Source organism: Peribacillus sp. N1, assembly GCF_054600815.1.
Window position 1 is genome coordinate 966,831 of the sequence record NZ_BAAHZO010000001.1, and the last position, 24,495, is coordinate 991,325.

The following is a 24,495-nucleotide window of genomic DNA, read 5'->3' on the forward strand; positions in this document are numbered from 1 at the left end:
GTCAAAGGTAATTCATATAATCTTTCCGGATCCCTCTTTTAATTAGCCAGGATTCTTCCGCTTCTTGTATATAATAAGTTTGCCCACATAATTAGAATGATAATCTCCTATAATACAAAGAAAAAGATGATTGGAAGCGTAATCAGGCTTAATGATGTACTTATGAACGTAGCACTTGATACGAATTCAGGCTCCGTATTGAATTGGAGCGCATACATCGTAGTGTTGGCCGCCGTTGGCATTGCAGCTACGATGATCATGATATGCCTGACCATATCACCCACTGGCAAGGCAAGAGATAGCAGGAAGGCAATGGCCGGTGACACGGCAAGTTTAAGGAGCAGCGAAACTGATAGCTTCCGATAGGCTATTTTTTTCAGCGAAATGTTGGCCAGCTGCATTCCCAGTGTAATCATTATTGTGGGAATCGCTGCATTTGCAACAAGGTTAATAGCTTCCATAACCGAATTGCTTAAAGGTACGTTAACGAACTGAAATACTGTACCGGCAATGGCTCCATAAACAATTGGCATTCGACATACTGCTTTAATCGCCGTTTGAACTCCGTTACCTTCCGGGCTGCCCTTCGCTGCGAAATAAATGCCGATCGTGCACATCACTAACTGCTGTCCCACCATAAGGATGATTGCATAATCGAGTCCTGCGGCTCCGAATAACAGGAAAATGACGGGTGTTCCGTAATTTCCGTTATTCATGAATGCAGATGCCAATATCATGCCGCTTGTCTCAGTGACTGTATAATTGCGAAAATAAGATATGATGTAGACTACCAGTATAAGAGAAAGACAAAGTACTATCGTGAATAAGAACAGGTAGAAATAATTAATCGTAAATTCTGCGGAATAAAAAGTCCGGAACACAAGAAAAGGTGACATTAAATATAATGCCATCGTGGAAATCGATTTTGTATCAAGTTTGAACTTTTTCTGACCGATGAACCCTAAAACAAAAATACCGAATATCGGTAAAAGAACTCCCAAAAACCCCATGCACTTCACCTTCATAATCTTAATGATTTTCTTTTAACAATATCAGTTTTATTATTATTTGTAAAAATTCTTTTAAACCATTTTGATTGCACGTCATATATTCTAACAAACCGATTTTTCTTTATTTTCAGAAAACAATATTCCATTTCCTATGCATATGGTATATTGTTTATTATATTTACGTTAATAAACGTAACATCAGTAATTTAGGTTATAAATATATATGAAGGGGTGTTTTTAGTGGATGTAAAATTCATGGAGATGGCTGTTCAGCTTGCATATGAAAATGTATTGGCGAAGAACGGAGGACCTTTCGGTGCTATAATCGTAAAAGATGGCAAAGTCGTAGGCAGAGGATGTAATAATGTGACAACGGCCAACGATCCTACTGCTCACGCCGAAGTACAGGCGATTCGTGATGCATGCAGGAATCTCGACAGCTTCCAGCTTACAGATTGTGAAATATACACTAGCTGCGAACCATGCCCCATGTGCATCGGTGCTATTTATTGGGCACGTCCAAAAGCCATTTATTACGCATGCACTAAAGAAGACGCTGCAATTATCGGCTTTGATGATCACTTTATATACAAAGAACTTGCCCTGCCAATGGAAAATCGCACGATTGAAATGAAACAATTGTCTTTTAATGACCATGATTTACCATTCCGCACATGGGAAACCAATACGGAAAAAGTGAAATATTAATCGGATATATTTCGCCAAAGGGGTTACGAATATGAAAAAAAAATTGCTTAAAAGGAGAATTGACGTTGCAGCAGGAAGAACACCAGCAGATTGCGTCATTAAAAACGGGCAAATCATAGATGTTTTCAATGGGGATATCTATACAGGCGACATTGCGATCGTCGATGGTTACTTTGCTGGAATTGGGCATTATGATGGTATTTCACAAATCGATGCTGCAGGAAAATTCGTATGCCCTTCCTTCATTGATGGCCATGTTCATATAGAATCATCGATGGTCAGGCCATATGAACTTGCAAAAATCCTCCTTTTACATGGTGTGACCTGCATCGTTGCAGACCCTCATGAAATTGCCAATGTTTCTGGCAAAAAGGGCATGGAATATATGATTGAACAATCCGCTCAACTTCCTTTTGACTTTTACGTCATGATGCCCTCTTGTGTACCTGCTACGGAGTTTGAACATTCTGGTGCTGTCTTAAGAAGTGAAGATTTAATTTCCTTTTATCAAAACCCGAGAGTGCTTGGTTTAGCCGAAGTCATGAATTTCCCTGCCGTTTCACATACGGAGGAGGATATGCTGCAAAAAATATATGATGCAAATAGACTAGGCAAAAGCATCGATGGCCATGCAGCCGGATTATCCGGACAACAGCTCGATGTTTATATGAGTGCAGGCATAAAAACGGATCATGAATGCACTACTGCGGAAGAGGCAAAAGAAAGACTGCGTAAAGGTATGTATCTTATGATCAGGGAAGGCACGGTTGCCAAAGACTTAATAAACCTGATTCCAGTTATTAACGAGAAGAACTCCCGCCGTTGTTTATTCGTCACCGATGACCGGCACCTAGATGATATTGTATATGAGGGAAGTATCGATCACAACGTTCGACTTTCCATAGATACAGGTGTCCCGCCAATTACCGCCATACAAATGGCGACCATTAATGCAGCAGAATGCTTTGGTTTAAAGGAACATGGTGCAATTGCACCTGGATACAAGGCAGACTTCCTTCTATTGGATGATCTTGATTCCATCACCATCCACTCGGTTTTTAAAGATGGAAAGCTTATCGTTCAAAATAATCATTTACTTAACTTTCCAGATGATAGGAAACAGGTTATTGATGACGGGTTGACGCACTCCGTTCATTTTCATGAAATAACCGAAGATGATTTGGCGATACCTTTTAAAAATGAGTTCGCTAATATTATTGAGATAACTCCAAACAGCTTGATTACAAAGCATTCGATTGAACCGGTCACACTTAATCATGATGGACTATTCCATTTCTCCGAACATGTTGATCATTTAAAACTTGCTGTTATTGAAAGGCATCATCTGACCAAACAATTAGGTCTTGGAATCGTCAAAGGACTTGGGTTGAAATCAGGTGCAATTGCCACTACAGTAGCCCATGATTCACATAATTTGATCATTGCCGGAACGAATGATCAGGATATGCTGCTGGCAGCAAAGGAAATCAAAAAAATGCAGGGTGGATTGACCGTAATCCAAAATGGGGAAATACTCGCTTCCCTTCCCCTGCCAATAGCTGGATTGATGAGTGAATGTGATTATATGGATGTGGTCCATTCATTGAATAAAATCGATGAGGCCCTATTGAAACTCGGTGCTAACAGGCATTTTAACCCTTTTCTTACACTTGCCTTCTTGGCGTTACCTGTCATCCCTGAAATCAAACTGACGGATCAGGGTTTATTTTCCGTTTCTGAGTTTAGGCATATTCCTATCGAAGCCTCAAAGCCAGTCGATTAAATTTGACCCCCTAGTCGGGGTTTTTTTCTTCGCACCCAAAAACCTCCAAAATAAAAAGGTTCCAAATCAACAGAATACGGGAAAAGGATATAAGGTATCATCTATGTTAAAATAAAAATAAACACAAATCTTTCTTGGAGGAGATAAATATGGTAAAACATGACCAACAGAACATTATTGGATACATAGGCACTTACACAAAAGGAAACAGCAAAGGTGTTTACCGATTTACTTTAGATACAGCAGAAGGAAAACTCAGCACACCGGTTCTTGCAGCAGAATTGACCGATCCGACTTATGTCGCCATCAGCCAGGACAAAAAGAATCTCTACGCCATTTTAAAAGAATCGGGCAGTGGAGGTGTTTCAGCCTATTCGATTAATGAAGATTCAGGTGAGCTTACCTTCTTGGGGAAACAACTGACACCAAACGGTTCTTCCTGCCATATTAGTGTTGACAGCAAGAAACAGGTCTTGGTCACTTCCAGTTATGGTGAAGGCGTGATTGAATCATATCCGCTTCATGACGATGCGACCCCTTTGCCTGTATCATCAACTGTTCAACATAAAGGTCAAGGACCGAATGAAGAACGTCAGGAAAAAGCACACACTCACTTTGCTGGTTTCACACCAGATGAAAGGTTCATTGCTGTAGTCGACCTCGGGATAGATAAAGTGATAACCTATAAAATACATAGTGGGATTTTGGAAGAAGTAAACAGCTTATCTGTTGCTCCCGGCAGCGGACCACGGCATCTGACCTTCCACCCAAACGGAAAATTTGCGTATGTTATGGCAGAATTGGTACCAGAAGTCATTGTTTTGAGCTTCGATAGTCAAACTGGAAGTTTTTCTGAATTACAAACGGTTCGGACCGTCCCGGAAGATTTCAAGGAAAATAACCAAGGAAGTGCCATTCATATTTCTGTTGACGGGCAATTCATATATGCTGCAAACCGCGGACATGACAGTATTGCCGTTTTCCAAATCAATCAAGAAACAGGCAAACTGGCATTCGTGGAACTGGTTTCTACCGAAGGTCACTGGCCACGTGATTTTTCATTGGATCCTAGCGGAAAATTCCTGATCGCTTCTAATGAACAATCAGGAAACCTGACACTATATGCACGGAATGAGCATGACGGAAAATTAACATTATTGCAAAAGGATGTTCAAGTTCCCTTCCCTGTTTGCGTAAAATTCTTATAATCTTAAAAAAAGGATTGAAGCTTGTACTACAGCTTCAATCCTCTTTTTTATATTCTTCTTTAATTCCATTTCTCCGCCATTTCGGGAAAATCTATATATGGGTTACGATTACCCTGCATTTCATGTATAGCCTGGTTTCTATGTTTTTCATAAGTGCTGACTGGAAAAAGCTGATGCCATTCCAAAAGCAGTGCCAGGTCGATTTTGCTGCTATCGATGATTCCTTCATATCTGAGTAAAAAATACAAAGTTGCCCTCGCCACGATCCCTTTTCCGTATTCAGGCTCGAATTTACTTTCGTCTGATTTTCCGCAACCCGCTTTTATACCGGCAGCCGATCTCTCAGGGATATAATCCTCAAAATCATGGTATGGATAGTTACTCCGGCTGCTATTACACGTTGGTTCACAAGCGAACAGATGATGCAAATCCCCCCTCATCGGTTCTTTTTTATCGAACCATGATTGAGGTACTACATGTTCACAATTAACGAGAATGTTCTCCGAATTTATTGATTCAATACCTCTTGACAACACTTCCAGTATACGGATATCTTCCTCAATCACTTGTACAGGATCCATCCCTTTACCGGAATACAGACTTTTCAGCTGGCCATTTTCCTGTAAGTCCACCCATGGGTAAACATGACGATGTGGTGAGTAGTTCAGCTGGTTTTTATGGGTTGCCACAAGTAGGTCCTTCAATCCTTCCCGGTCCAAGGAACCATCTTTGTAGTATGCTAGCTTAAGTTCCTGATCTTTGGTTTCATCATAGTATTCGCGGTTTTCATTGAAGTTGACTAGTGCAGCCATTGCCATTTCCCGTTCTTTTTCAAGTACTTCAAAACTATACATCATCCACTCATCCCCCCGCTTCTATTAAAAACCTAACATTTACCATAATTAAAGCTTAATAGAAAAAGACTGAAAAAAAAAGGTGCTTTAGAAGTGTCTAACGAAGAATTTCAATAAAATGGGTAAGGATTTTCGCCGTCATTCCCCAGATTACCCGACCATTATATAAGTAAAAATATTCTTCCATCTGTTTCGGCTGCCATTTATAATTCTCCCCGCCAACGACTAAATCGTGGGGGAAGTTTTCATGCGGTTCCACTTTATATTCCACATGGTAAATTTCTGGCGGTTTTTCCATGAAAAAGGATAGCGGGACCGTAAAAATGGTTTCTACCTCAGCTGGATTAGGTATTATCCGTTGATGGTTACGAACAAACCCTGCATAAGGATAGACGATCATCCCAAATGGAGATACCAAATAATCGATAGGAAAGACATTATCTATATCTTCTTTTCTCAAATTAAGTTCCTCATATGTTTCCCTTAGGGCCGCCGCCTGTTCATCATGGTCCAGCTTGTCTATTTTTCCGCCGGGAAAACATATATCCCCTGGCTGCCTCCTCAGTTTGTGTGAACGTTCTTCGAAAAGAACATGAATTCCATCTTCTTTCTCTAGAAGCGGTACCAATACAGCATACTTTGAAAAATTCCCACTCCCTAAAATTTCAGGGATATGTAATGTTAGTTTTTTTGTTATATCTTCATTATTCATGTCCCTCACCTCTTCTGACGGTTAATATTGAGTTTCTACCACTCCTTATCATTCCATTTTCGAACATCTGCTATAACTAAGCAAGGAAAACGATTCCAAAATATTGCCTATAATTTCTACTAGATTCCTTTTCCTCTTATTCTTCCTTGATCATAGACAAAAGCACCGTTCAAAGTTCTAAAACGGTGCTAAAACTAAACGCATCAGTCTCATTTAAAAAGCATGTTTGTCTATCAACAGTACACGCGTAAACTTAATTGAATATTCAGGTTTTTCTATTTATTTTCATAGTTCAGCTAGCGTTCGCTTTACCGTCGTTATGATGAATGAAAAATCCTCTTCAGTTATACTAAGTGGGGGAGCAAGAGTCAGGACATTATTGAAACCCGCTACAGTATCACCATTTTTACCTATGATCAGCCCCTTTTCTTTACATGATGCAATCACTTTATTGATTTTGGAAAGTTCGATCGGTTGTTTTGTCAGTTTATCTTCCACTAGTTCAATCCCTACCAACAAACCTTTCCCTCGCACATCCCCAACATTGGGATGAGTTTTAATTTCTTCAAACTCTTGCAGAAAACGTAACCCTAACTCCTTAGACCGTTCTATAAGTTTTTCATTTTCATATATTTCAATATTCTTCAAAGCGACGGCACATGCAGCCGGATTGCCGCCAAATGTATTTACATGCCGAAAGCGGTCATATACATCTGAGCCAATATACGCTTCATAAATTTCACGTTTGACGGCTGTAGCGGATAATGGCAGATAAGCGCTCGTGATTCCTTTAGCCATTGTTACGATGTCTGGTTTTACATCATAGTTCATAAATCCGAATCTCTTACCAGTACGGCCAAACCCGCAAATGACCTCATCCGAAATGAGAAGGACACCATTTTTCTCACAAATTTCTTTGACACGTTTCATATAACCATCAGGTGGCATTAAAATTCCGCCCCCAGTGATGATTGGTTCCATGATGACCGCAGCAACCGTTTCGCTCAGCTCCCATGTAATGGTACGTTCAATTTCCGCTGCACTTTTTTCACCGCTTTCATCCTCTGGATTTCTGTAAGAATCCGGCGGTGCTACATGAAGAAATCCTGGGGCCAGCGGTTCATATTTGTATTTTCGCTGCGCCTGCCCGGTCGCTGACAGGGCACCCATTGAATTGCCATGATAGCCGCGATAACGCGAAATGAATTTATAGCGTCCATGTTCACCTTTTTGCTGATGATACTGCCGCGCAATTTTAAAGGCAGTCTCATTTGCTTCTGAACCGCTGTTAGAGAAGAAAATCACATAATCCCCACCAAGCCATTCATTTAATTTCTCTGCTAGCTTAATAGCCGGAATGTGGCTATTCGTTAAAGGGGCATAAGGAAGTTCCTTCAGTTGCTCGTAAGCGGCTTCAGCCAGTTCCGTGCGGCCATAACCAACGTTGACACACCATAAACCTGACATCCCATCCAGGAATCGATTCCCATCAACATCCGTAATCCATGCTCCTTGCCCTTTTTTTATCACCATTGCCCCAGGGGTGGGTTCAGCCCCTTTCATATGATGCCACACATATTTACCATCCATCGCTTTAAGATCCTGACCCTGCTTTTCAACCTGCATAAGCTACACTCCTCCTAAAAAGATGTATAAAGGAAGGCCGACCACAATTTGAGCCGACCCCCTTTTTCCTATCAGTATCTTGCCGTTAACATTTTCTTTCTAGTGTAAAATTCCACTCCGTCTTTCCCATTGGCATGAAGGTCTCCATAAAAGGAACTTTTATAGCCGGAAAATGGAAAGAATGCCATTGGCGCGGGTACCCCAAGATTAATGCCAAGCATCCCTGCATCAATTTCTTCGCGAAATTCCCTGATGGCTTTTGCACTATCAGTATAGAGGCAGGCACCATTGGCAAATTCTGATTGATTGGTCAATTCGATTGCTTCTTCAAGTGTATTGACCCGTACTATGGATAAGACAGGAGCAAAAATTTCATCACTCCATATTTTCATGTTTGTTTTTACATGATCAAATAATGTCGGTCCAACGTAATAGCCATTTTCCTGATCGCCTTCATTCCTGCCATCACGAAGGAGGACAGCTCCTTCTTTCTCCCCGATTTCAATATATTGTTCTGTTCTCTTTTTATGAGTATCACGAATCACAGGCCCCAAGAAAACGTCCTTATCCATTCCATTTCCTATCTTGATGTCATCCGCTGCAGCCTTTAATCTCTCAACGAGCGTATCTCCCACTTCTCCCACCGCAACAACCACTGACGCAGCCATGCAGCGCTCGCCTGCAGATCCGAAAGCGGCATTCGTAATGTTCGTTACCGCATTATCCAAATCCGCATCAGGCATGACGATTGAATGATTTTTCGCTCCTGATAAAGCCTGGACACGTTTTTTATTGGCAGCTGCCGTTTTGTATACATACTCTGCGACAGGCTGGGATCCAACAAATGATACCGCTTTAATGTCTTCATGTTCCAATATCCCATTCACGACATCGTGGGCACCATGGACAATATTGACAACTCCATCCGGAACACCTGCTTCTGTCAATAATTCCACAAGACGGTTGGCCAATAGCGGTGTCCGTTCTGAAGGTTTTAAGATAAACGTATTTCCACAAGCTATTGCCAGCGGGAACATCCAACATGGTACCATCATCGGGAAATTAAACGGCGTAATCCCTGCAACGACACCCATTGGATAACGATACATGCCAGATTCAATACCTGGAGAAATATCAGGAAGCTGGCTGCCCATCATCAAGGTAGGCGCACCTGCTGCGAATTCCACGCATTCAATCCCCCGCTGAACCTCACCATATGCTTCTGTATAGCTTTTTCCATTTTCGATTGTGACCAGCTTTGCAAGCTCATCCCAGTGTTCTATCAATAATTGCTGATAACGGAATAAGAAGCGGGCTCTTTTTGGAACGGCGATCTTTTTCCATTCTTTATACGCCTTTTTAGCAACCTGCACCGCTTGGTTTACATCTTCCTTTGTTGAAAGGGGAACGATCGCCAAAACTTCTCCTGTTGCCGGATTAGGCACTTGTTCATGTTTCGATGTTGTGGAATCCACCCATTTGCCACCGATATAATTTTTCAACGTTTTTACTTCATTTATTACTGCCATTAAAGAAACCCTCCATTTCAACACGATTTTATAGTTTCATTATATTTTTCAAACGGACTTTTTACATTAGACGTTTTGTATAGTTTTTGATTCAATATTTGCACATATTGTTTGTTTTTGATTTTCCAATATTTATAATTTCAAAACCGATGTATTTTTCCTTATTTCTTCTTTAATCAGCAGACTCCAAAGCCATCATTTTATAATGGAATATAGCTTTAAGTCTTGATGCTTTCCCTTTACAAACATTCCTTTTCTAATGATTCCCTCAATAGACATACCAGCCTTTTGCATGACGCGTTCTGAACCCATATTTTCAACGAAGCACCTTGCTTGTATACGAACTAGGTTCATATTTTCAAAGCCAAAGGCGATTATCTTTTGCGCTGCCTCCGTCATCAAGCCATTCCCCCAATATTCGGGTGCAAGCACATACCCGATTTCTGCACTATGATGATCAACCTGCCATGAAACAAAATCAATAGTACCAATCAACTTACCACTTTCCTTGTGTTCTATGCCCCATGGAGCGATTTTCTTATCCTCATAATTTTGCAGGATAAACCTGATAAAATCTTTTGTATCACATAGGGAACGATGAGCTTCCCATGTGACGTAACGGGAAACTTCACTGTTGGATGCATAAGCGAACATGTCTCCGGCATCATTCATGGTGACTTTCCTCATGATCAAACGTTTTGATTCTATAATAGGCAGCTGTCCATATATGTCTTTCACGTTCATGAATACACCCCATTCCATTGATTATTAGTATTATAGCAAGATTGTTAAGCATTCGCTTTCCCGATTGAAAGATTTTCAAAACTTACGTATAATTCAGAAAAAAAGATACAGGAGGTTAGTTATGCCAAAAAGAAAACTAATAATAAGCCAAAATTTGAATGAGCTCTTACTACAGAAAATTAAAGAATTGGTTCCCGATTGGACGGTTATCACCGGAAGATCTCCGGAAATATGGAGAAATCATATAGCCGATGCTGAAGTGATCGCAGGCTGGAAAGCGGAAATGTCTGTATCGATTGATGCAAGCGAAGTAAAATGGATCCAGACATGGAGCGCCGGAGTGAATGCTTTACCCCTGGAAAATTTAGAACAAAGGAATGTTCAGATTACAACTGCAAACGGTGTTCATGCGTATCCCATTTCAGAGACTATTTTCGCGTTAATGCTTGCCTTAACAAGAAAAGTAGATACATATATTAAACAACAGCAGACAAAGACTTGGCATCACGCACATATGAAGCAGGAAATTCATGAAAAGACCATCGGAATCATCGGTGTCGGAAAAATCGGAAAGGAAACCGCAAAAATTGCCAAGGCTTTTGGCATGACAGTGTTAGGAATGCGCCATTCGAATAAATCAGAAGAATTTGTCGATGAGATGTTCACACAAAAACAATTGAATGATCTTCTTCCAAGATGTGATTATATTGTCGTGACATTACCTTTGACCCCAGAAACAAGGTATATGTTCGGGAAAAAGGAATTCAAGTTAATGAAGCGCTCCGCTTTTTTCATTAATATAGGAAGGGGAAATCTCGTCATTCAAAACGATTTGGTTCAAGCGCTTATGGACAAAGAAATTGCGGGTGCTGGACTTGATGTGTTTGAAACGGAGCCACTTCCTGAGAATAGCCCACTATGGGAGTTGGACAATGCAATCATCACGCCGCACACATCCGGAAATACGGAATTTTACGACCAAAGGCTCATTCATGATATTTTCATGCCGAATTTAAAGAACTATCTAAATGGTAAAAAACCTTCAATAAATTTACTTGATTACAAAAAAGGGTATTAAAAATTGTTCACCGAATGTGTACATAAATAATCTTCCCATGTTAGCTTGCAGATTCCGACATTATCTGTTATATTTAAAAAGAATTATTTTTGTTCGGGAAGATTGATAAGTGAAAAACTTTTCGTCTAATGATTGAGCAAGGGTAGTAACACAATGTGTGGATTCACACTAGGAGGCAACAACAATGGAACAAGGTAAAGTAAAATGGTTTAACGCAGAAAAAGGATTTGGCTTCATCGAACGCGAAAACGGAGACGATGTATTCGTACATTTCTCAGCTATCCAAAGCGAAGGATTCAAATCATTAGACGAAGGTCAAGAAGTTACTTTTGAAGTTGAGCAAGGTCAACGTGGACCACAAGCTACTAACGTTCAAAAAGCATAATTTTAAATACAATATATAACGGACCCTACTTGTAGGGTCTGTTTTTTTTGATTAAAAAAGCAATCATAAAAAAACCCTATTCACGGGGAATAGGGAACATGAAACAAGTTTAGTAAATGGTAAACCCAGTATAACACACTAAGAATAGAAACCCTAATTTATCCGAAAAGTAAAAATTATCACGCACTTCCCCTGGTTTCCCTGGGCCATTCCATTCAATCATTTCTTATCCACTTCATATGTTCGATCCGTTCCCCAAGGATAAAACGGAGGCATATCACTACTGCTTTTCATCTTGAAATCAGCTTTCCTTTTTTCGAGGAAAGCTTCGATCCCTTCTAGTGCATCCGCTTGTTTTCCGGTCCAATGAATCATTTTCGATTCTATTTTGTGTGATTCAACAGGATGGTTTGCACCGAGCATGGTCCACATTAATTGCCGGGATAACGTCACAGAAACGGAAGATGTATTTTCCGCAATGTCTGTTGCAATTTCCATAGCAGCAGACATCAATTCTTCTGGCTCGACGATCTTGTTTACCAACCTTCCCTCATATGCTTCACTGGCCGAAATCATCCTGCCGGTAAAAATCCATTCGGAAGCTTTGCCCATTCCGACAAGCCTGGGTAAGAACCAGCCGCTGCATGCCTCCATCGTTATCCCCCGCCTCGCAAATACAAAGCCCATATTTGCATCTGTTGAAGCGATTCTAATGTCCATGGGCAAAGTCATTGTTATCCCAATCCCGACTGCCGCTCCATTAATGGCAGCAATCATAGGTTTCTTCATCTCGAAAATCCGTAATGACAACATTCCTCCTGCATCGCGGTATTCAACCAAAGGAGTGTGATCCATAAACGTTTCTGCACCTTTTTCCAAATCCATTCCAGCACAAAAAGCATCCCCAGCGCCAGTTAATATGACGGCTCTTACGTCATCATTTTCATCCGCTTCATTAAAAGCGCGAATCATCTCCTCACACATCTTTTCATTGAAAGCATTCATTCTCTCTGGACGATTAAGAGTAACAATCATGACACGATCGACGATCTCACTAGTTATCGTGGAATACAATAACAGTCCCTCCTTCTCTCACAAATTGAAACATTCAACAGAATTTTATATTTACATATAATTACATTTTATATGTTTTATTTTCAGATTCCTAGTTTTTTATTTTGACATGCTGATAAATAATTTGATAATCGTTTCTATTCTAAAAATATTTTACATAAATGTGTAAAAAAAGACCAGTCGCAAATGCAACTGGTTTTTTTGTTTACCAATATAAATGACAAGCAACGAAATGCCCTGGTTTTTGTTCTTTCCATTCAGGTACAGCACTGGAGCATATCTCCATCGCCTTAGGACAGCGCGTCCGAAATACACAGCCGCTCGGCGGATTGATTGGACTTGGTACATCGCCTTTAAGGACGATCCTTTCCCGTTTAATAGTCGGGTCTGGTATCGGCACTGCGGATAGCAAGGCCTGTGTGTATGGGTGTAGCGGATCTTTCGTTAAAGAATCACTATCCGAAAGTTCCATCATTCTTCCAAGGTACATGACTAAAATGCGATCTGAAATATACTTGACCATCGATAAATCATGCGCGATGAATAAATAAGTCAATCCCATTTCTTTTTGCAGTTCTTTTAATAAGTTGACCACTTGGGCCTGTATCGAAACATCCAAGGCAGAGATTGGTTCATCACAAACGATGAATTTAGGATTTAAAGCCAATGCCCTTGCAATTCCAATACGCTGGCGTTGTCCGCCACTGAATTCATGCGGAAAACGAGTGATATGTTCCGGACTTAAACCAACCAGCTTTAACAGGTCTTCCACCCGTTTTCTTCGCTCTTTACCTTTTGATATCCCATGAATGGCAAGTGGTTCCCCAATCAATTCCTCCACCTTCATCCTTGGGTTCAAGGATGCGTAAGGATCTTGGAAAATCATTTGTATTTCACGGCGGATATGTGACATTTCCCCGGGTTTGTAATCGAAAATATTTTTCCCCTGAAAAAGAACTTCTCCATCAGTCGGTTCATATAATCGAGTGATTGTACGACCTGCAGTCGACTTACCGCAACCGCTTTCCCCAACAAGACCGACAGTTTCCCCTGGATAGATTTTGAGATCCAAACCGTCTACCGCTTTAAGCGATTGAGAACCGATAGGAAAATGCTTCTTCAGATTCTTTATTTCAACAAGAGGAGAATTTTCGTTGTATGTCTTTTCTTTTACGGCCTTATTTTTCAGTGAAACCATTGGTTCTCCTCCTTTATACATTAGTCGGTGCTTGTACCTGTGCTGCCTTGGCCATCGGGTGGTGCAGCCAGCATGCGGCTGTCTGACCTTCTTCCACTACTTCAAGCTCCGGATCATGGTCTTTGCACACTTTCATTGCTGATTCACATCTTGGGTAAAATGGGCATCCTTTTGGCGGATCCAATAAATCCGGTGGTGATCCGATAATCGGAACCAACGGAGCCGTTTTTTCCATATCCAGCCTTGGCACCGTTTTAAGCAAACCTCTCGTATAAGGATGCTGCGGGTTTGAAAATATAGCCTCTACCGTACCCGTCTCAACAACCTTGCCTGCATACATGACGACTACCCGTTCACAAGTTTCCGCAACCACACCTAAATCATGAGTGATTAAAATGATGGAAGTATCCATTCTTCGTTGGATATCTTTCATCAGTTCCAAAATTTGCGCTTGTATCGTTACATCCAATGCAGTTGTAGGTTCATCGGCAATCAGTAATTTCGGTTCACAAGCAAGGGCCATCGCTATCATTGCCCTTTGGCGCATACCACCTGAAAACTCATGCGGATATTGCTGCATCCTTTTTTCCGGCTGTGGAATACCTACTAGTTTCAGTGTTTCCAACGCCCGTTCGTATGCATCATTTCGGGACATGTTTTTATTATGCTTTAAAATGCCTTCCATGATCTGGCTGCCGATTTTTGTCGTTGGATTGAGCGAAGTCATCGGATCCTGGAAAATCATGCTGATTTCATTTCCGCGAATCTTCTGCATTTCCTTTTCACTCATTTTAAGAAGGTCTTTACCGCCAAAGTTTATCGACCCTTTTCCATACTCTGCTGGGGGTGTTTCCAATAATCTCATGATAGATTTCGCTGTAACACTTTTGCCGCATCCGGACTCCCCAACAATCGCAACGGCTTCCCCTTTTTTCACGTCAAAATTCACACCGCGAACCGCTTGCACTTTTCCTGCATAAGTATGGAAGGTGATTTGTAAATCGTTGACTTCTAATAGGTTCTCCATCATCGTCCCTCCTATTCTAGTAATATCACATCATTATGTTAGGACTCATTTATTTCCGTAGTTTTGGATCTAAGGCATCCTGCAATCCGTCACCAGCCACATTGAACGCGAACATCGTTAAGGAAATCAATATTGCCGGGATTAAAAGTTGATAGAAATTCCCTACCAGAATGCTTCCCAGTGCATCACTTGTCAATGTTCCCCAGCTAGCCTGAGGTGCCGGAACTCCCAGTCCCAAAAAGCTAAGTGTAGCTTCGGCAAAAATGGCAGTAGGTACAGTCAACGTTAAATTGACAAGGATCGGTCCCATTGTATTTGGAATCATGTGTTTTCTTAAAGTCCAGCTCGTATTGGCTCCAGAGATTGTTGCAGCATGGATATATTCATTCTCTTTCAGTTGTAAAACCTGTCCCCGTACCAGTCGCGCCATTGGAATCCACCCCGTAATCGACATCGCAATGATGATTGGCAGAATACCAGGTTTTAATACGACCATCATTAAAATAACCATCAATAGGTAGGGAATCGCATAGATCACCTCAGCGAAACGCATCATGATATTATCCGTGCGTCCACCGCGAATGGCTGAAATCCCGCCATAAAGGACACCAATTAAAAAGTCAATCAACGCGGCCATCAATCCAATGAACAAAGATATCCTCGCACCATACCAAGCTCGCGTAAATAGATCCCTTCCTGATGAATCCGTTCCAAACCAATGCTCGCTATTTGGGCTAAGATTCTTTTTCTCGAAATCTTGTCCATAATAAGTATATCCGTTAATGTACGGACCAAAAATCGCCATCAAGACCAAGAGGATTATAAGAATAAATCCAGTCATGGCCAGCTTATTTTCTTTAAATCGACGCCAGACGTCAGACCAATATGAAACTGTAGGTCTTGCTATTTTTTCAGCTTCCTTAAAGTTGCCTTCGGCGGGTTGGAACATATCTTCGGTTAAATGCACTTTATCTGCCATTATTTCTTCTCCCCCGTCACTTTAATTCTAGGATCAATCAACGTATAGGCTATATCAACGATGAATATCAATAGAATAAGCACCGCACTATACACAATTGTGGAACCAAGAATCACCGGGTAGTCCCTGTTGGATATTCCCTTTACGAACATATCTCCCATGCCAGGAATACCAAAAATACGTTCAATGATGAAGCTTCCTGTCACGATATTAGCCGTAAGGATGCCCAGAACCGTGATAATCGGCAATAACGCATTCCGAATCGCATGTTTGATTATGACACCGCTCCGTTTCAATCCTTTGGCTTTTGCTGTCAAAATGTAATCCTGCCCCATTACTTCAAGCATGCTTGTCCGCATCAGTCTCGCGATGAAAGCAAGCGGCATCATGGAAAGGGCAATGGATGGTAAAATGGTATGCTGCCATGTCGCCCATGTAGCAACAGGGAATATATTCCATTTAATTGCAAAATAATTGATTAAAATAGTCGCCAGGATAAAGTTAGGAACGGAAATCCCTACGATGGCAATGATCATTGATAAATAGTCGGGCCATTTATTTCTTTTCAGTGATGCCACGACACCCAAAATGAGCCCAAAGAAGATGGCAATCACCAAAGCTTGTGCCCCTAAGTGCAAGGACACCGGAAACCCCTTCAAAATGTAATCATTCACGGAAATGGATGAAGATTTCAATGAAGGACCAAAATCAAATTGAACGACTTCCAATAAATAATTCCCATATTGGGTCAACAACGGCTTGTCCAATCCATAGTGGACTTGAAGGTTTTCATAAACAGCAGGAGGCATGGCTCCTTCTTTTGCAAATGGATTTCCCGGAATCGTATGCATTATGATGAACGTTAATGTAATAACAGCCCATAAAGTAATAATCGCCCATTTAAAACGGTTTAATGTATATCTCAACATGGTAATCACCCCAATCATCGATTTTCTAAGAAGTTGAAAACGGAAATGAATGCATGAAATATTCAAATTCGCAATTGAAAAATGGGGTATGTCCTTAATCGGACATACCTCCCATTTCACTATTATCCTTCTATTATTTTTTATCCGCGTAAATAAAGTTCGGATAAGCGTTAATCGGAGCAAAAACTCCAGTAACATTCGATTTAACCATATATGGTTTTGTATAGAAGTAAACCGGAAGGATCGGCATTTCGTCAATCATGACTTTCTCTGCTTTATGCAAAGCATCCATGCGTTCTTTTGGATCCATTGTAGATTTTGCTTCTTTTAATAAATTATCATATTCTTTGTTTGACCAACCTGCATCATTATAGGCGCCGTCCGTTTCCCAAAGCATGAATGTCATCGGGTCAACATAGTCACCAACCCATCCTGCACGGGAAATTTCAAAGTCACCAGCTTTTTCACGGTCAAGCTTAACTTGGAATTCTGCATTTTCAAGTGTCACTTCAACACCCAGGTTATCACGCCACATTCCTTGAACCGCTTCAGCAATTTTCTTGTGTGAATCTAAAGTGTTATACAAAATTGAAAACTCAGGTAATTCTTTCATGCCTTCTTCAGCAAGTCCTTCTTTTAACAATTTCTTAGCTTCGGTAACATCTTCCTTAAATAGGTTACCTGTATTTTCCTGGAAATCTCCAGATGCATCAGGAATACCCGGAGGGACTACGCCGAAAGCAGGCTTTTGTCCGCCTTGAGCAACATTTTCGGTGATTTTTTGACGCTCGATGGCCATTGAAAGCGCTTTCCTTACTTTAGCATTATTGAAAGGTTTCACTTCTGTATTAAAGTTGTAATAGTAAACGGCAAGTTCTTTGCCCATTTTGAATTCTTTATCATCAGAATTGACCATTTGACCTTGAATATCCACTGGCAGTGGATAAGCGAGGTCCAATTCGCCACTCTGATACATTTGCCATGCTGTATTTTCATCTTCAATTAGAGCAAAGTTAACCGCATCCAATTTGATTTTATCTTTATCGTAGTAATTTTCATTCTTTTCGATTTTCAGGCTTTCTTTATGTTTCCATTCCGTTAATTTGAACGGCCCGTTTGAAACGTGAGTTTTTGCATCCAAAGCCCATTTCGGATTTTCTTCCTGTACCTTTTTATTGATTGGATAGAAAGTATAGAAAGAAGTCAAGTCAAGGAAATACGGTGTAGGCTGTTCCAAAGTAACGACTAATGTATGTTCGTCTGTCGCTTTAACCCCTACGTCCTCTTCCTTCCCTTTCTTACTGTTGTAAGCTTCCCCGCCTTTAAGATAATAAAGTTGGTAAGCATAGTCAGCAGCCGTTTCCGGTTTCAAAGCATATTTCCAAGCATATTCGAAGTCATTGGCTGTAAGCGGATCTCCATTTGACCATTTCAAACCATCTTTCAATTTGAATGTCCAAGTTAATCCATCTTCACTGATTTCCCATGATTCTGCAGAACCAGGTACGATTTTGCCTTCTTCCGTTTTCTTTGTCAGTCCCTCAAACGTATGTTCAAGGATCCATGATTCATGAGTGCCTTGTGCATTTGCAGGGTGAAGCGAACCAGGTTCACTCGAATTGTTTACATTTAATACCTTTGATCCGGATGAGTCACCCGAGCCACCTTCTTTTTCATTCGAAGTTTCCTTCGAACCGCCATTGCATGCCGCAAGCATAAGCATGATGGCCATAAGAAGAGCAAGCACTGAAAATTTAGACTTTTTCAAAAAATATTCCCCCTCATCTTTAATCTTTCTTAGAATAATCACATTTAAGAGATTATCCTTCTAACACCTATTAATCTTTCGTATAGTACAAATAATGTCAGCGAGGAAAGTTAGAAGCATTCATTACAGGAATTCACCAAAAAACAACTAGCGAACCGTTTGCATAAATCTGTATTTCTACCTATAAAAGCAATTAATGCAGTTTACTAGTTAAAAATCACCCTCTTTTTAACCTCGCTAAGGATACTATACCTCGAATTAAAGATGTTGAATTTTAAGTATATTACGAATAAATCAAAAAATCAATAAACCAGTGAGTACTTTTTCACAATATAGTAATTAATTGCTAATCAATTCGATCTAGATACTAGGTAAATAGAAATGATCACCTGAAAGGACTTCCGACTTCCAGGTGTTTTTCCAAACACCTCTAAATCAGTATTCATATAGGTTCTCTTGTCTATTTATTTCTAAATATTCTAATAATTAATGTTAGGTTGGTTACTAAGACCACCTTCCTAGCAAACCATCCACTCTCAAATAATATATTTTAGTAGGATAATGCATTACTTCATTAAAATATTTAGTTCTTTTTAATCGATATTCAAATAATAGTTAATAACTATAGTAGAATAGAAATATCCCTTCATTCTCCCCTATATGTACCCGTCGTTTCAATGAAAAATGACCCTTCTTCATTTATGATTAAATAAATATAATGACACGAAAAGTAAACATATGCCTGCCACCTTTTTCGCGTCCAATGGGATGCGAACCCCTCCAAATAAACCGAAATGGTCAATGACAGCCCCGATTAGTATCTGGCCTGCGATAACCCCGACCAATGCAGGTGCCACTCCAATCTGAGGGACAACCAATATAATAACAATGACATAAATAGCCCCTAACAGTCCGCCTATCAATTGCCATTTTGGTACAGAAGCTACCGCAGAAATATTTCCATTTCCTGCAAACAAAACAATAAATAATAAAGCGAGTGTCCCGATTCCAAACGAAATGAAAGAAGCCTCAATGACCCCCACTTTTTTCCCTAATCCACCATTGATTTGTCCTTGTATGGCAATGGTGATGCCACCTAGGACCGCAAGCAACGGAAATAGTATCTTCACAATGATTTTGCTCCTTTTTATGTCCACCCGGACTGATTAAATGAATTCGCATTCCATTTTAACATGAAAAATATGTATATTGTCCATTACTAATATAAAATCATCTGCAAATAAAAAACTGGCACTTGGGCCAGCTGCAATCTTCTATATTAAACTAAAATCTATTTGATCCCTGAACACTTTGTTGCCGTAACTGGCAATACTCTGTGCTTAACAAGGAAAACACAAGGGCATCATGCGATTGTTCACGAAGAAATAGATAACTTCGGAGGCTGCCTTCCTCTTTGAATCCAAATTTCTTCAATAGGTTTCTGGATGCAATATTATCCTTGAAAGTTAAAGCGGCGATTCTTTGTAGTTTCAATTCTTCAAAGCAATAGCGCAATACTTCGTCGACAGCTTCAGACGCAAGGTGTTTCCTCCAATATTCAGGATGGATTTCATATCCTATTTCGGCGCGTTTGTTGGCTAGGCTCAATTGATTCAGGCCAACGGTACCGATGAATTTGCCTGAATCCTTTAAAATGACTCCCCATCGCATCCCACGTTTGTTTATATAGGCACTTTTAAACGAGTCGATTAAGCGACGGGCATCTTCTAATAGAGTTAAACTTTCTATCCCATCATATTTAGTCACTTCATCTTTAGAGAGGATTTCAAATAGACTCTCAGCATGATGGTAACCTATTTCGATTAAACGCAGCCTTTCTGTTTCCAATTCCTTAAACCACATCGAAGAATCCCTCCGTATATTCAGCTGTCTACTTATTTCTATTCATGAATAAGAGATACCTGTTTTAATGGACAATACTTTTTGAAAAATTCCTTTCCTTAACGTACAATGCCGAGTCCTCATGTCCACCCTTTGTAATCAAATCCCTGATGATTTGGGAAAGGATGACACTGTAAACCGTTCCATTCCCGCCATAACCCAATAAGAAGTAGCAATTAGGATGGTCAGGATACATTCCTATTGTCGGTAAGCCATCATGGGTCTCACCAAAAAAAGCTCCCCAATAATAATCAGCCGAAATCCGATTCTCTAATTCTGGAAACAAATTGACAAGCCGCTTTAATAATTTATCTCTTTTGTTCAAAATCATTGAATCCCTTTTATCCAGATAACCGGTCGATTCATCAAGACCACCAATGATAATTCGATTGTCAGGAGTTTTTCTTGCATATAAATAAGGCCGTGCCGTTTCCCATATCATCATATTATCATGCCATTTAGCTTGATCTGCTATTTGATTGGTTGCGATGGCATACGAACTGAGAATCACTGCATTTTTATCCTTCACCTCTTCTTGGGCTTCATACCCAGTTGCGAAGATGACCGTCTGTGCATGTATCGTATGTCCGGTTTGGGTAAATAACTGGGTTTGATTCTCTTTTAATATCTTCCCATTGATTTTTGTTTTTGAATAGACACGTACGCCTTTCGAAACTGCCTTTTCAATCAATAAATGTGCATGTTTATAAGGATTGATTTCAGCATCATTATCTGTAACCAGCGCTCCTGCTTTCGGAAATGAAAATTTCCGGTTAATCTCTTTTTCAGTATAATATTCAACAGGGAAATTGCGGGATTTCAGATTATTATATTCTTCTTTAAGCATAGAAACATCCTTGGGATTGGATGCATAGTATAAGCTTTTTCTAATTTTAAAATCCGGGTTTTCCTTTAAACTTGGAACAACCTCTTTTTCAAGTATCCGAATGGCGTCCAAACAACGCAGAACATGCCGCGTCCCAGCTTCTTCTCCAAAACTATGAATGAGGGATGTTAATGTTTTATCATTTGAATACTGTAAGAGTCCAGTATTCGCAACCGTACTCCCTTCACTTATATCCCGTTTATCGATCAGAACCACATCCAGACCCGTCTCTGCCAAAAAATAGGCACAGTGCGCCCCCGATGAACCACTCCCCACTATACAAACATCACATGAAAGATCCTCTTCCAGCATTGGGTATTCTTTTGCTTCAAATGTATCTTTCCAAAACAATTTGCCTGCCTTTAAATCCATACAAGTTCCACCCTTAGGATAATTTATTAGTTCAATCATATTTAGTTACATATAACTATATCGTTTTGATGTTCTTATTGTTTACCCTGACAAACACGGCCTGCAAACGTAAAATGATTCTTTATCTACATGTAATGATCCTACCAATTTATCAAAAAGCCCTATGATTTTGATTTACCATATACTCTCCCAAGTTATATGGACCCGTATTTTGTATGTTCTTATTCGATACCTTTTTCCCATTCCAATAAAGAATGTTAATGAGCTAATTTTACACAAAACTATTTTTATAGCATACTATACTTCCAATCCAGATATTCTACTAGGAGGAATCAAAATGAAGAAAATCATCATTTTATCAGCACTGTCTCTATCCCTACTATCTCCAAAAGTTGCAATGGGAGCCAATACATACGAGGTGGCAAAAGGAGATACCTTAACGAAAATTGCTTCTGAATATGATGTCAGCATTGACGAATTACTCAAAACGAACTCTGCTATAAAGGATGCAAATCAAATTCGAATCGGACAAATCATTAATCTTCCGGCATCCAACACAACAGTAAATCAAAAAGAAAGTCAATCAGTTGAACAGCGGGTTCTTAGTTTGGTTAACGAAGAACGTTCAAAAGCTGGCCTCTCTCCCCTTGAAATGGATACAGACGTTTCCAACGTAGCAATTCTGAAATCTGAGGATATGCGTGATAATAATTATTTCAATCATACAAGCCCGAGTTATGGATCGCCTTTCGATATGATGAAATCCTTTGGGATCAGTTACGAGTACGCAGGGGAAAATATCGCAGCAGGTCAACCTAGTGCGGATGCTGTCATGAAATCATGGATGAACAGCCCCGGACATAAGGCCAATATCCTGAACAAGAACTATACACATATTGGAATTGGGCATGTGACAGGAGGGAAATACGCCCACTATTGGACCCAGCAATTCATTGGAAATTAATAACGTTAGAGGCGGCAGGTTGCCGCCTCTTTTTTTATCCTTATATTTTAAATTTAATGCTTGCTATTATCCGTGAATATATACTTTTCTCACTTTATATTGAAAAGACGTCATATTAGTTTGCTCACTTCAATAATAAAACGCAATTCATAATTTTTGTTGTAGGGATACCTTGGAAAACACGTAAAGCAGTTATTTCGAACCATCTTTCATTATCTTACTGATAAAAATTAAATTATGTTAAAATAGAATTCTAGACATAGGTACAAAGGGGCAATTGTAATGAAAATAGAGGTTGGCTCTGTTATCAACGAATTACGAATAAAACAAAATCTTACAAGGGAAGAACTGGCTAAGGATATATGTGAACCTAATGCCCTGTCAGATTATGAAAGAAGCATCACTTCTCCAACCATTGATGAATTGGCACTTTTTGCGGATAAACTTAAAGTTGACCTGCCGTATTTCTTCACTACCAAAAATGAACCGATTTATAATTACATAGAAACGATAAAACTTTTGATTAACAAATACAAACGAACTCGTAATTATGAAGCAATCTATGAAATCGTCCAAAAAGAAATGGCAACTGCACCGGAAAAATCGATATCATTTTATCAATTCTTAAAATGGCATGAAGGTATCTCTTTTTTTTATTTATACAATGACAAACAAAAGGCTATAGAATTATTGAATGAGGCCATTCATATTACCATGGGTAAACGAGTCATTCTTCATCAACAGGAAATAGAAGTTTTAAATAGTATCGGGATCATCCATTTTAAAACGAAGAATTATGAAGAGGCCATCGCCATCTTCAATGAAGCACTGGAATTTATCGAGAATATTCCCCATGTGAATCAAGAAGGTACCATTATCGTAAGATCATTCATGGATTAGCACAAACATTGACTGAACTTCATTATTATCAGGAATCATTAAATTATACTCTTAAAGGGATCAACATTTGCAATTCGATAGAATCATTATATTTATATGCGGAACTCCATCTTTTAACTGGTAAAAATCTGGTTCATCTTCAACAACCTGAAGAAGGACTGCACTATATAAAGCAATCCAAGAACATTTTCAGCCTTCAAAAAAACGAAGAATTCGTACAAATTGCCGAACATGAATTGGAAAGCATTTTGCAATGCTTATGAACTTCAATGGATAAAAAAAGATAGAGATTGCTTAAAATCTCTATCTCAGACTGTAGACAAACTCGATGAAAATCGAGTTTGTCTACAGTTTTTTTTGGTTTTACAAATTTTGACGTTGATTTCCACTTCAGGCACACGCTTTCCGCGGGCGGTCCGGGAGCCTCCTCGGCGCACTTGCGCCTGTGGGGTCTCCCTTGGACTCGCTATTCCCGCAGGAGTCTCGCACACTCCCTCCAATCAACTATGTTTAAAATTTTAGATGGAACTCCTTTTGCCTATAATCTTTTTTGTTTTAAAATAGAACTATTAATACTTGAGGTGATGAGGATGCTTTCGAAACATAATTCTATTCAGCGAGACCAACTTGAAATGATTACTTTAGATCAACTGGTGCCGGCGAATCATTTGGTTCGTATAATTGAGGCTTCCATTGACTTCACTTTCATTTATGACTTGGTGAAAGATATGTATTCAGAGGTAGGACGCCCAAGTATTGATTCAGTTATTTTAGTTAAACTGACATTCATTCAATATACCTTCGGTATTCGTTCCATGCGTAAAACGATCATTACACTTTCAATAGCTATTCTATGTCA

General features: G+C 39.8%; 22 protein-coding genes and 1 pseudogene. 8 read left to right on the top strand and 15 right to left on the bottom strand.

The genetic code is table 11. The features are described from left to right. Positions 1–107: 107 nt before the first annotated feature. Positions 108–1,010 (bottom strand): AEC family transporter, encoded by a 903-nt coding sequence (locus ACYP5M_RS04585; RefSeq protein ID WP_101225417.1) that lies wholly within the window; start codon positions 1,008–1,010, stop codon positions 108–110. Positions 1,011–1,265: 255 nt separating this feature from the next. Between ACYP5M_RS04585 and ACYP5M_RS04590 the strand changes: the two genes are divergently transcribed. From ACYP5M_RS04590 to ACYP5M_RS04600, 3 genes are all read left to right on the top strand, one after another. Then, positions 1,266–1,718: a nucleoside deaminase gene (locus ACYP5M_RS04590; RefSeq protein WP_101225484.1), complete on the top strand. Its 453-nt coding sequence runs from the start codon at positions 1,266–1,268 to the stop codon at positions 1,716–1,718. Between the two features lie 31 nt (positions 1,719–1,749). Next, the gene (ade, locus tag ACYP5M_RS04595; RefSeq protein ID WP_459734710.1) at positions 1,750–3,501 is read left to right on the top strand and encodes an adenine deaminase; all 1,752 of its coding nucleotides are present in this window, start codon (positions 1,750–1,752) and stop codon (positions 3,499–3,501) included. A 149-nt stretch (positions 3,502–3,650) separates the two neighbouring features. Then, the gene (locus ACYP5M_RS04600; RefSeq protein WP_459734711.1) at positions 3,651–4,709 is read left to right on the top strand and encodes a lactonase family protein; all 1,059 of its coding nucleotides are present in this window, start codon (positions 3,651–3,653) and stop codon (positions 4,707–4,709) included. 59 nt (positions 4,710–4,768) lie between these two features. Here the strand turns inward: ACYP5M_RS04600 and ACYP5M_RS04605 are convergent, their stop codons facing one another. The 5 genes from ACYP5M_RS04605 to ACYP5M_RS04625 form a co-directional block, all read right to left on the bottom strand. Next, positions 4,769–5,566 (bottom strand): endonuclease I family protein, encoded by a 798-nt coding sequence (locus tag ACYP5M_RS04605; protein ID WP_459734712.1) that lies wholly within the window; start codon positions 5,564–5,566, stop codon positions 4,769–4,771. A 94-nt stretch (positions 5,567–5,660) separates the two neighbouring features. Beyond that, the gene (locus ACYP5M_RS04610) at positions 5,661–6,275 is read right to left on the bottom strand and encodes an NUDIX hydrolase (RefSeq protein WP_101225421.1); all 615 of its coding nucleotides are present in this window, start codon (positions 6,273–6,275) and stop codon (positions 5,661–5,663) included. 285 nt (positions 6,276–6,560) lie between these two features. After that, the gene (locus ACYP5M_RS04615; RefSeq protein ID WP_452445350.1) at positions 6,561–7,901 is read right to left on the bottom strand and encodes an aspartate aminotransferase family protein; all 1,341 of its coding nucleotides are present in this window, start codon (positions 7,899–7,901) and stop codon (positions 6,561–6,563) included. Between the two features lie 71 nt (positions 7,902–7,972). Next, entirely contained in the window at positions 7,973–9,430 is a 1,458-nt protein-coding gene (locus ACYP5M_RS04620) for a CoA-acylating methylmalonate-semialdehyde dehydrogenase (protein ID WP_459734713.1), read from the bottom strand. Between the two features lie 195 nt (positions 9,431–9,625). Next, positions 9,626–10,174, bottom strand: coding sequence for a GNAT family N-acetyltransferase (locus ACYP5M_RS04625; RefSeq protein WP_459734714.1), 549 nt, complete (start codon positions 10,172–10,174; stop codon positions 9,626–9,628). A 121-nt stretch (positions 10,175–10,295) separates the two neighbouring features. On the opposite strand from ACYP5M_RS04625, the gene ACYP5M_RS04630 reads away from it, so the two are divergent. After that, complete coding sequence (locus ACYP5M_RS04630) at positions 10,296–11,252, top strand: D-2-hydroxyacid dehydrogenase (protein WP_452445348.1); 957 nt, start codon at positions 10,296–10,298, stop codon at positions 11,250–11,252. Between the two features lie 184 nt (positions 11,253–11,436). Beyond that, positions 11,437–11,637, top strand: coding sequence for a cold-shock protein (locus ACYP5M_RS04635; RefSeq protein ID WP_029714163.1), 201 nt, complete (start codon positions 11,437–11,439; stop codon positions 11,635–11,637). Positions 11,638–11,856: 219 nt separating this feature from the next. Here the strand turns inward: ACYP5M_RS04635 and ACYP5M_RS04640 are convergent, their stop codons facing one another. From ACYP5M_RS04640 to ACYP5M_RS04680, 9 genes are all read right to left on the bottom strand, one after another. Then, positions 11,857–12,711, bottom strand: a complete 855-nt coding sequence (locus tag ACYP5M_RS04640) for a crotonase/enoyl-CoA hydratase family protein (protein ID WP_202190653.1) — start codon at positions 12,709–12,711, stop codon at positions 11,857–11,859. 205 nt (positions 12,712–12,916) lie between these two features. Continuing rightward, positions 12,917–13,909, bottom strand: a complete 993-nt coding sequence (locus tag ACYP5M_RS04645; RefSeq protein ID WP_048679436.1) for an ABC transporter ATP-binding protein — start codon at positions 13,907–13,909, stop codon at positions 12,917–12,919. A gap of 13 nt (positions 13,910–13,922) precedes the next feature. Next, positions 13,923–14,936: an ABC transporter ATP-binding protein gene (locus tag ACYP5M_RS04650; protein WP_350298954.1), complete on the bottom strand. Its 1,014-nt coding sequence runs from the start codon at positions 14,934–14,936 to the stop codon at positions 13,923–13,925. Between the two features lie 49 nt (positions 14,937–14,985). Next, on the bottom strand, positions 14,986–15,915 hold the full coding sequence (locus ACYP5M_RS04655; RefSeq protein WP_076369602.1) for an ABC transporter permease: 930 nt from the start codon (positions 15,913–15,915) through the stop codon (positions 14,986–14,988). Next, positions 15,915–16,844 carry an ABC transporter permease gene (locus ACYP5M_RS04660; RefSeq protein WP_034311122.1) on the bottom strand — a complete coding sequence of 310 codons (930 nt, stop codon included), beginning with the start codon at positions 16,842–16,844 and terminating at the stop codon, positions 15,915–15,917. The genes ACYP5M_RS04655 and ACYP5M_RS04660 overlap by 1 nt, the downstream gene beginning before the upstream one ends. A gap of 133 nt (positions 16,845–16,977) precedes the next feature. After that, a complete protein-coding gene (locus ACYP5M_RS04665) occupies positions 16,978–18,612 on the bottom strand; it encodes a peptide ABC transporter substrate-binding protein (RefSeq protein ID WP_230175882.1) in 1,635 nt (544 codons plus the stop codon). Positions 18,613–19,307: 695 nt separating this feature from the next. Continuing rightward, the gene (locus ACYP5M_RS04670) at positions 19,308–19,742 is read right to left on the bottom strand and encodes a DMT family transporter (RefSeq protein WP_137017639.1); all 435 of its coding nucleotides are present in this window, start codon (positions 19,740–19,742) and stop codon (positions 19,308–19,310) included. Positions 19,743–19,896: 154 nt separating this feature from the next. Then, entirely contained in the window at positions 19,897–20,475 is a 579-nt protein-coding gene (locus ACYP5M_RS04675) for a GNAT family N-acetyltransferase (RefSeq protein WP_459734715.1), read from the bottom strand. 64 nt (positions 20,476–20,539) lie between these two features. Next, the gene (locus ACYP5M_RS04680; protein ID WP_434167034.1) at positions 20,540–21,772 is read right to left on the bottom strand and encodes an NAD(P)/FAD-dependent oxidoreductase; all 1,233 of its coding nucleotides are present in this window, start codon (positions 21,770–21,772) and stop codon (positions 20,540–20,542) included. 337 nt (positions 21,773–22,109) lie between these two features. Here ACYP5M_RS04680 and ACYP5M_RS04685 point away from each other — a divergent pair, with 337 nt between their 5' ends. The 3 genes and pseudogenes from ACYP5M_RS04685 to ACYP5M_RS04695 all read left to right on the top strand — a co-directional run. Then, positions 22,110–22,736 carry a CAP domain-containing protein gene (locus ACYP5M_RS04685; RefSeq protein ID WP_101225430.1) on the top strand — a complete coding sequence of 209 codons (627 nt, stop codon included), beginning with the start codon at positions 22,110–22,112 and terminating at the stop codon, positions 22,734–22,736. 282 nt (positions 22,737–23,018) lie between these two features. Continuing rightward, positions 23,019–23,636 carry a helix-turn-helix domain-containing protein gene (locus tag ACYP5M_RS04690; RefSeq protein WP_459734716.1) on the top strand — a complete coding sequence of 206 codons (618 nt, stop codon included), beginning with the start codon at positions 23,019–23,021 and terminating at the stop codon, positions 23,634–23,636. Between the two features lie 590 nt (positions 23,637–24,226). Beyond that, positions 24,227–24,466, top strand: a pseudogene (locus ACYP5M_RS04695) (transposase); the annotation flags it as partial. Positions 24,467–24,495: the final 29 nt, after the last annotated feature.

Excerpts from the sequence above, each read along its gene's own strand:
- ACYP5M_RS04680 (WP_434167034.1), bottom strand. The coding sequence starts at position 21,772 with ATGGATTTAAAGGCAGGCAAATTGTTTTGGAAAGATACATTTGAAGCA.
- ade (WP_459734710.1), top strand. The coding sequence starts at position 1,750 with ATGAAAAAAAAATTGCTTAAAAGGAGAATTGACGTTGCAGCAGGAAGA.
- ACYP5M_RS04690 (WP_459734716.1), top strand. The coding sequence starts at position 23,019 with ATGAAAATAGAGGTTGGCTCTGTTATCAACGAATTACGAATAAAACAA.
- ACYP5M_RS04585 (WP_101225417.1), bottom strand. The coding sequence starts at position 1,010 with ATGGGGTTTTTGGGAGTTCTTTTACCGATATTCGGTATTTTTGTTTTA.
- ACYP5M_RS04645 (WP_048679436.1), bottom strand. The coding sequence starts at position 13,909 with ATGGTTTCACTGAAAAATAAGGCCGTAAAAGAAAAGACATACAACGAA.
- ACYP5M_RS04615 (WP_452445350.1), bottom strand. The coding sequence starts at position 7,901 with ATGCAGGTTGAAAAGCAGGGTCAGGATCTTAAAGCGATGGATGGTAAA.
- ACYP5M_RS04610 (WP_101225421.1), bottom strand. The coding sequence starts at position 6,275 with ATGAATAATGAAGATATAACAAAAAAACTAACATTACATATCCCTGAA.
- ACYP5M_RS04660 (WP_034311122.1), bottom strand. The coding sequence starts at position 16,844 with ATGTTGAGATATACATTAAACCGTTTTAAATGGGCGATTATTACTTTA.
- ACYP5M_RS04625 (WP_459734714.1), bottom strand. The coding sequence starts at position 10,174 with ATGAACGTGAAAGACATATATGGACAGCTGCCTATTATAGAATCAAAA.
- ACYP5M_RS04590 (WP_101225484.1), top strand. The coding sequence starts at position 1,266 with ATGGAGATGGCTGTTCAGCTTGCATATGAAAATGTATTGGCGAAGAAC.
- ACYP5M_RS04635 (WP_029714163.1), top strand. The coding sequence starts at position 11,437 with ATGGAACAAGGTAAAGTAAAATGGTTTAACGCAGAAAAAGGATTTGGC.
- ACYP5M_RS04655 (WP_076369602.1), bottom strand. The coding sequence starts at position 15,915 with ATGGCAGATAAAGTGCATTTAACCGAAGATATGTTCCAACCCGCCGAA.
- ACYP5M_RS04675 (WP_459734715.1), bottom strand. The coding sequence starts at position 20,475 with ATGTGGTTTAAGGAATTGGAAACAGAAAGGCTGCGTTTAATCGAAATA.
- ACYP5M_RS04630 (WP_452445348.1), top strand. The coding sequence starts at position 10,296 with ATGCCAAAAAGAAAACTAATAATAAGCCAAAATTTGAATGAGCTCTTA.
- ACYP5M_RS04600 (WP_459734711.1), top strand. The coding sequence starts at position 3,651 with ATGGTAAAACATGACCAACAGAACATTATTGGATACATAGGCACTTAC.
- ACYP5M_RS04650 (WP_350298954.1), bottom strand. The coding sequence starts at position 14,936 with ATGGAGAACCTATTAGAAGTCAACGATTTACAAATCACCTTCCATACT.
- ACYP5M_RS04620 (WP_459734713.1), bottom strand. The coding sequence starts at position 9,430 with ATGGCAGTAATAAATGAAGTAAAAACGTTGAAAAATTATATCGGTGGC.
- ACYP5M_RS04605 (WP_459734712.1), bottom strand. The coding sequence starts at position 5,566 with ATGATGTATAGTTTTGAAGTACTTGAAAAAGAACGGGAAATGGCAATG.
- ACYP5M_RS04685 (WP_101225430.1), top strand. The coding sequence starts at position 22,110 with ATGAAGAAAATCATCATTTTATCAGCACTGTCTCTATCCCTACTATCT.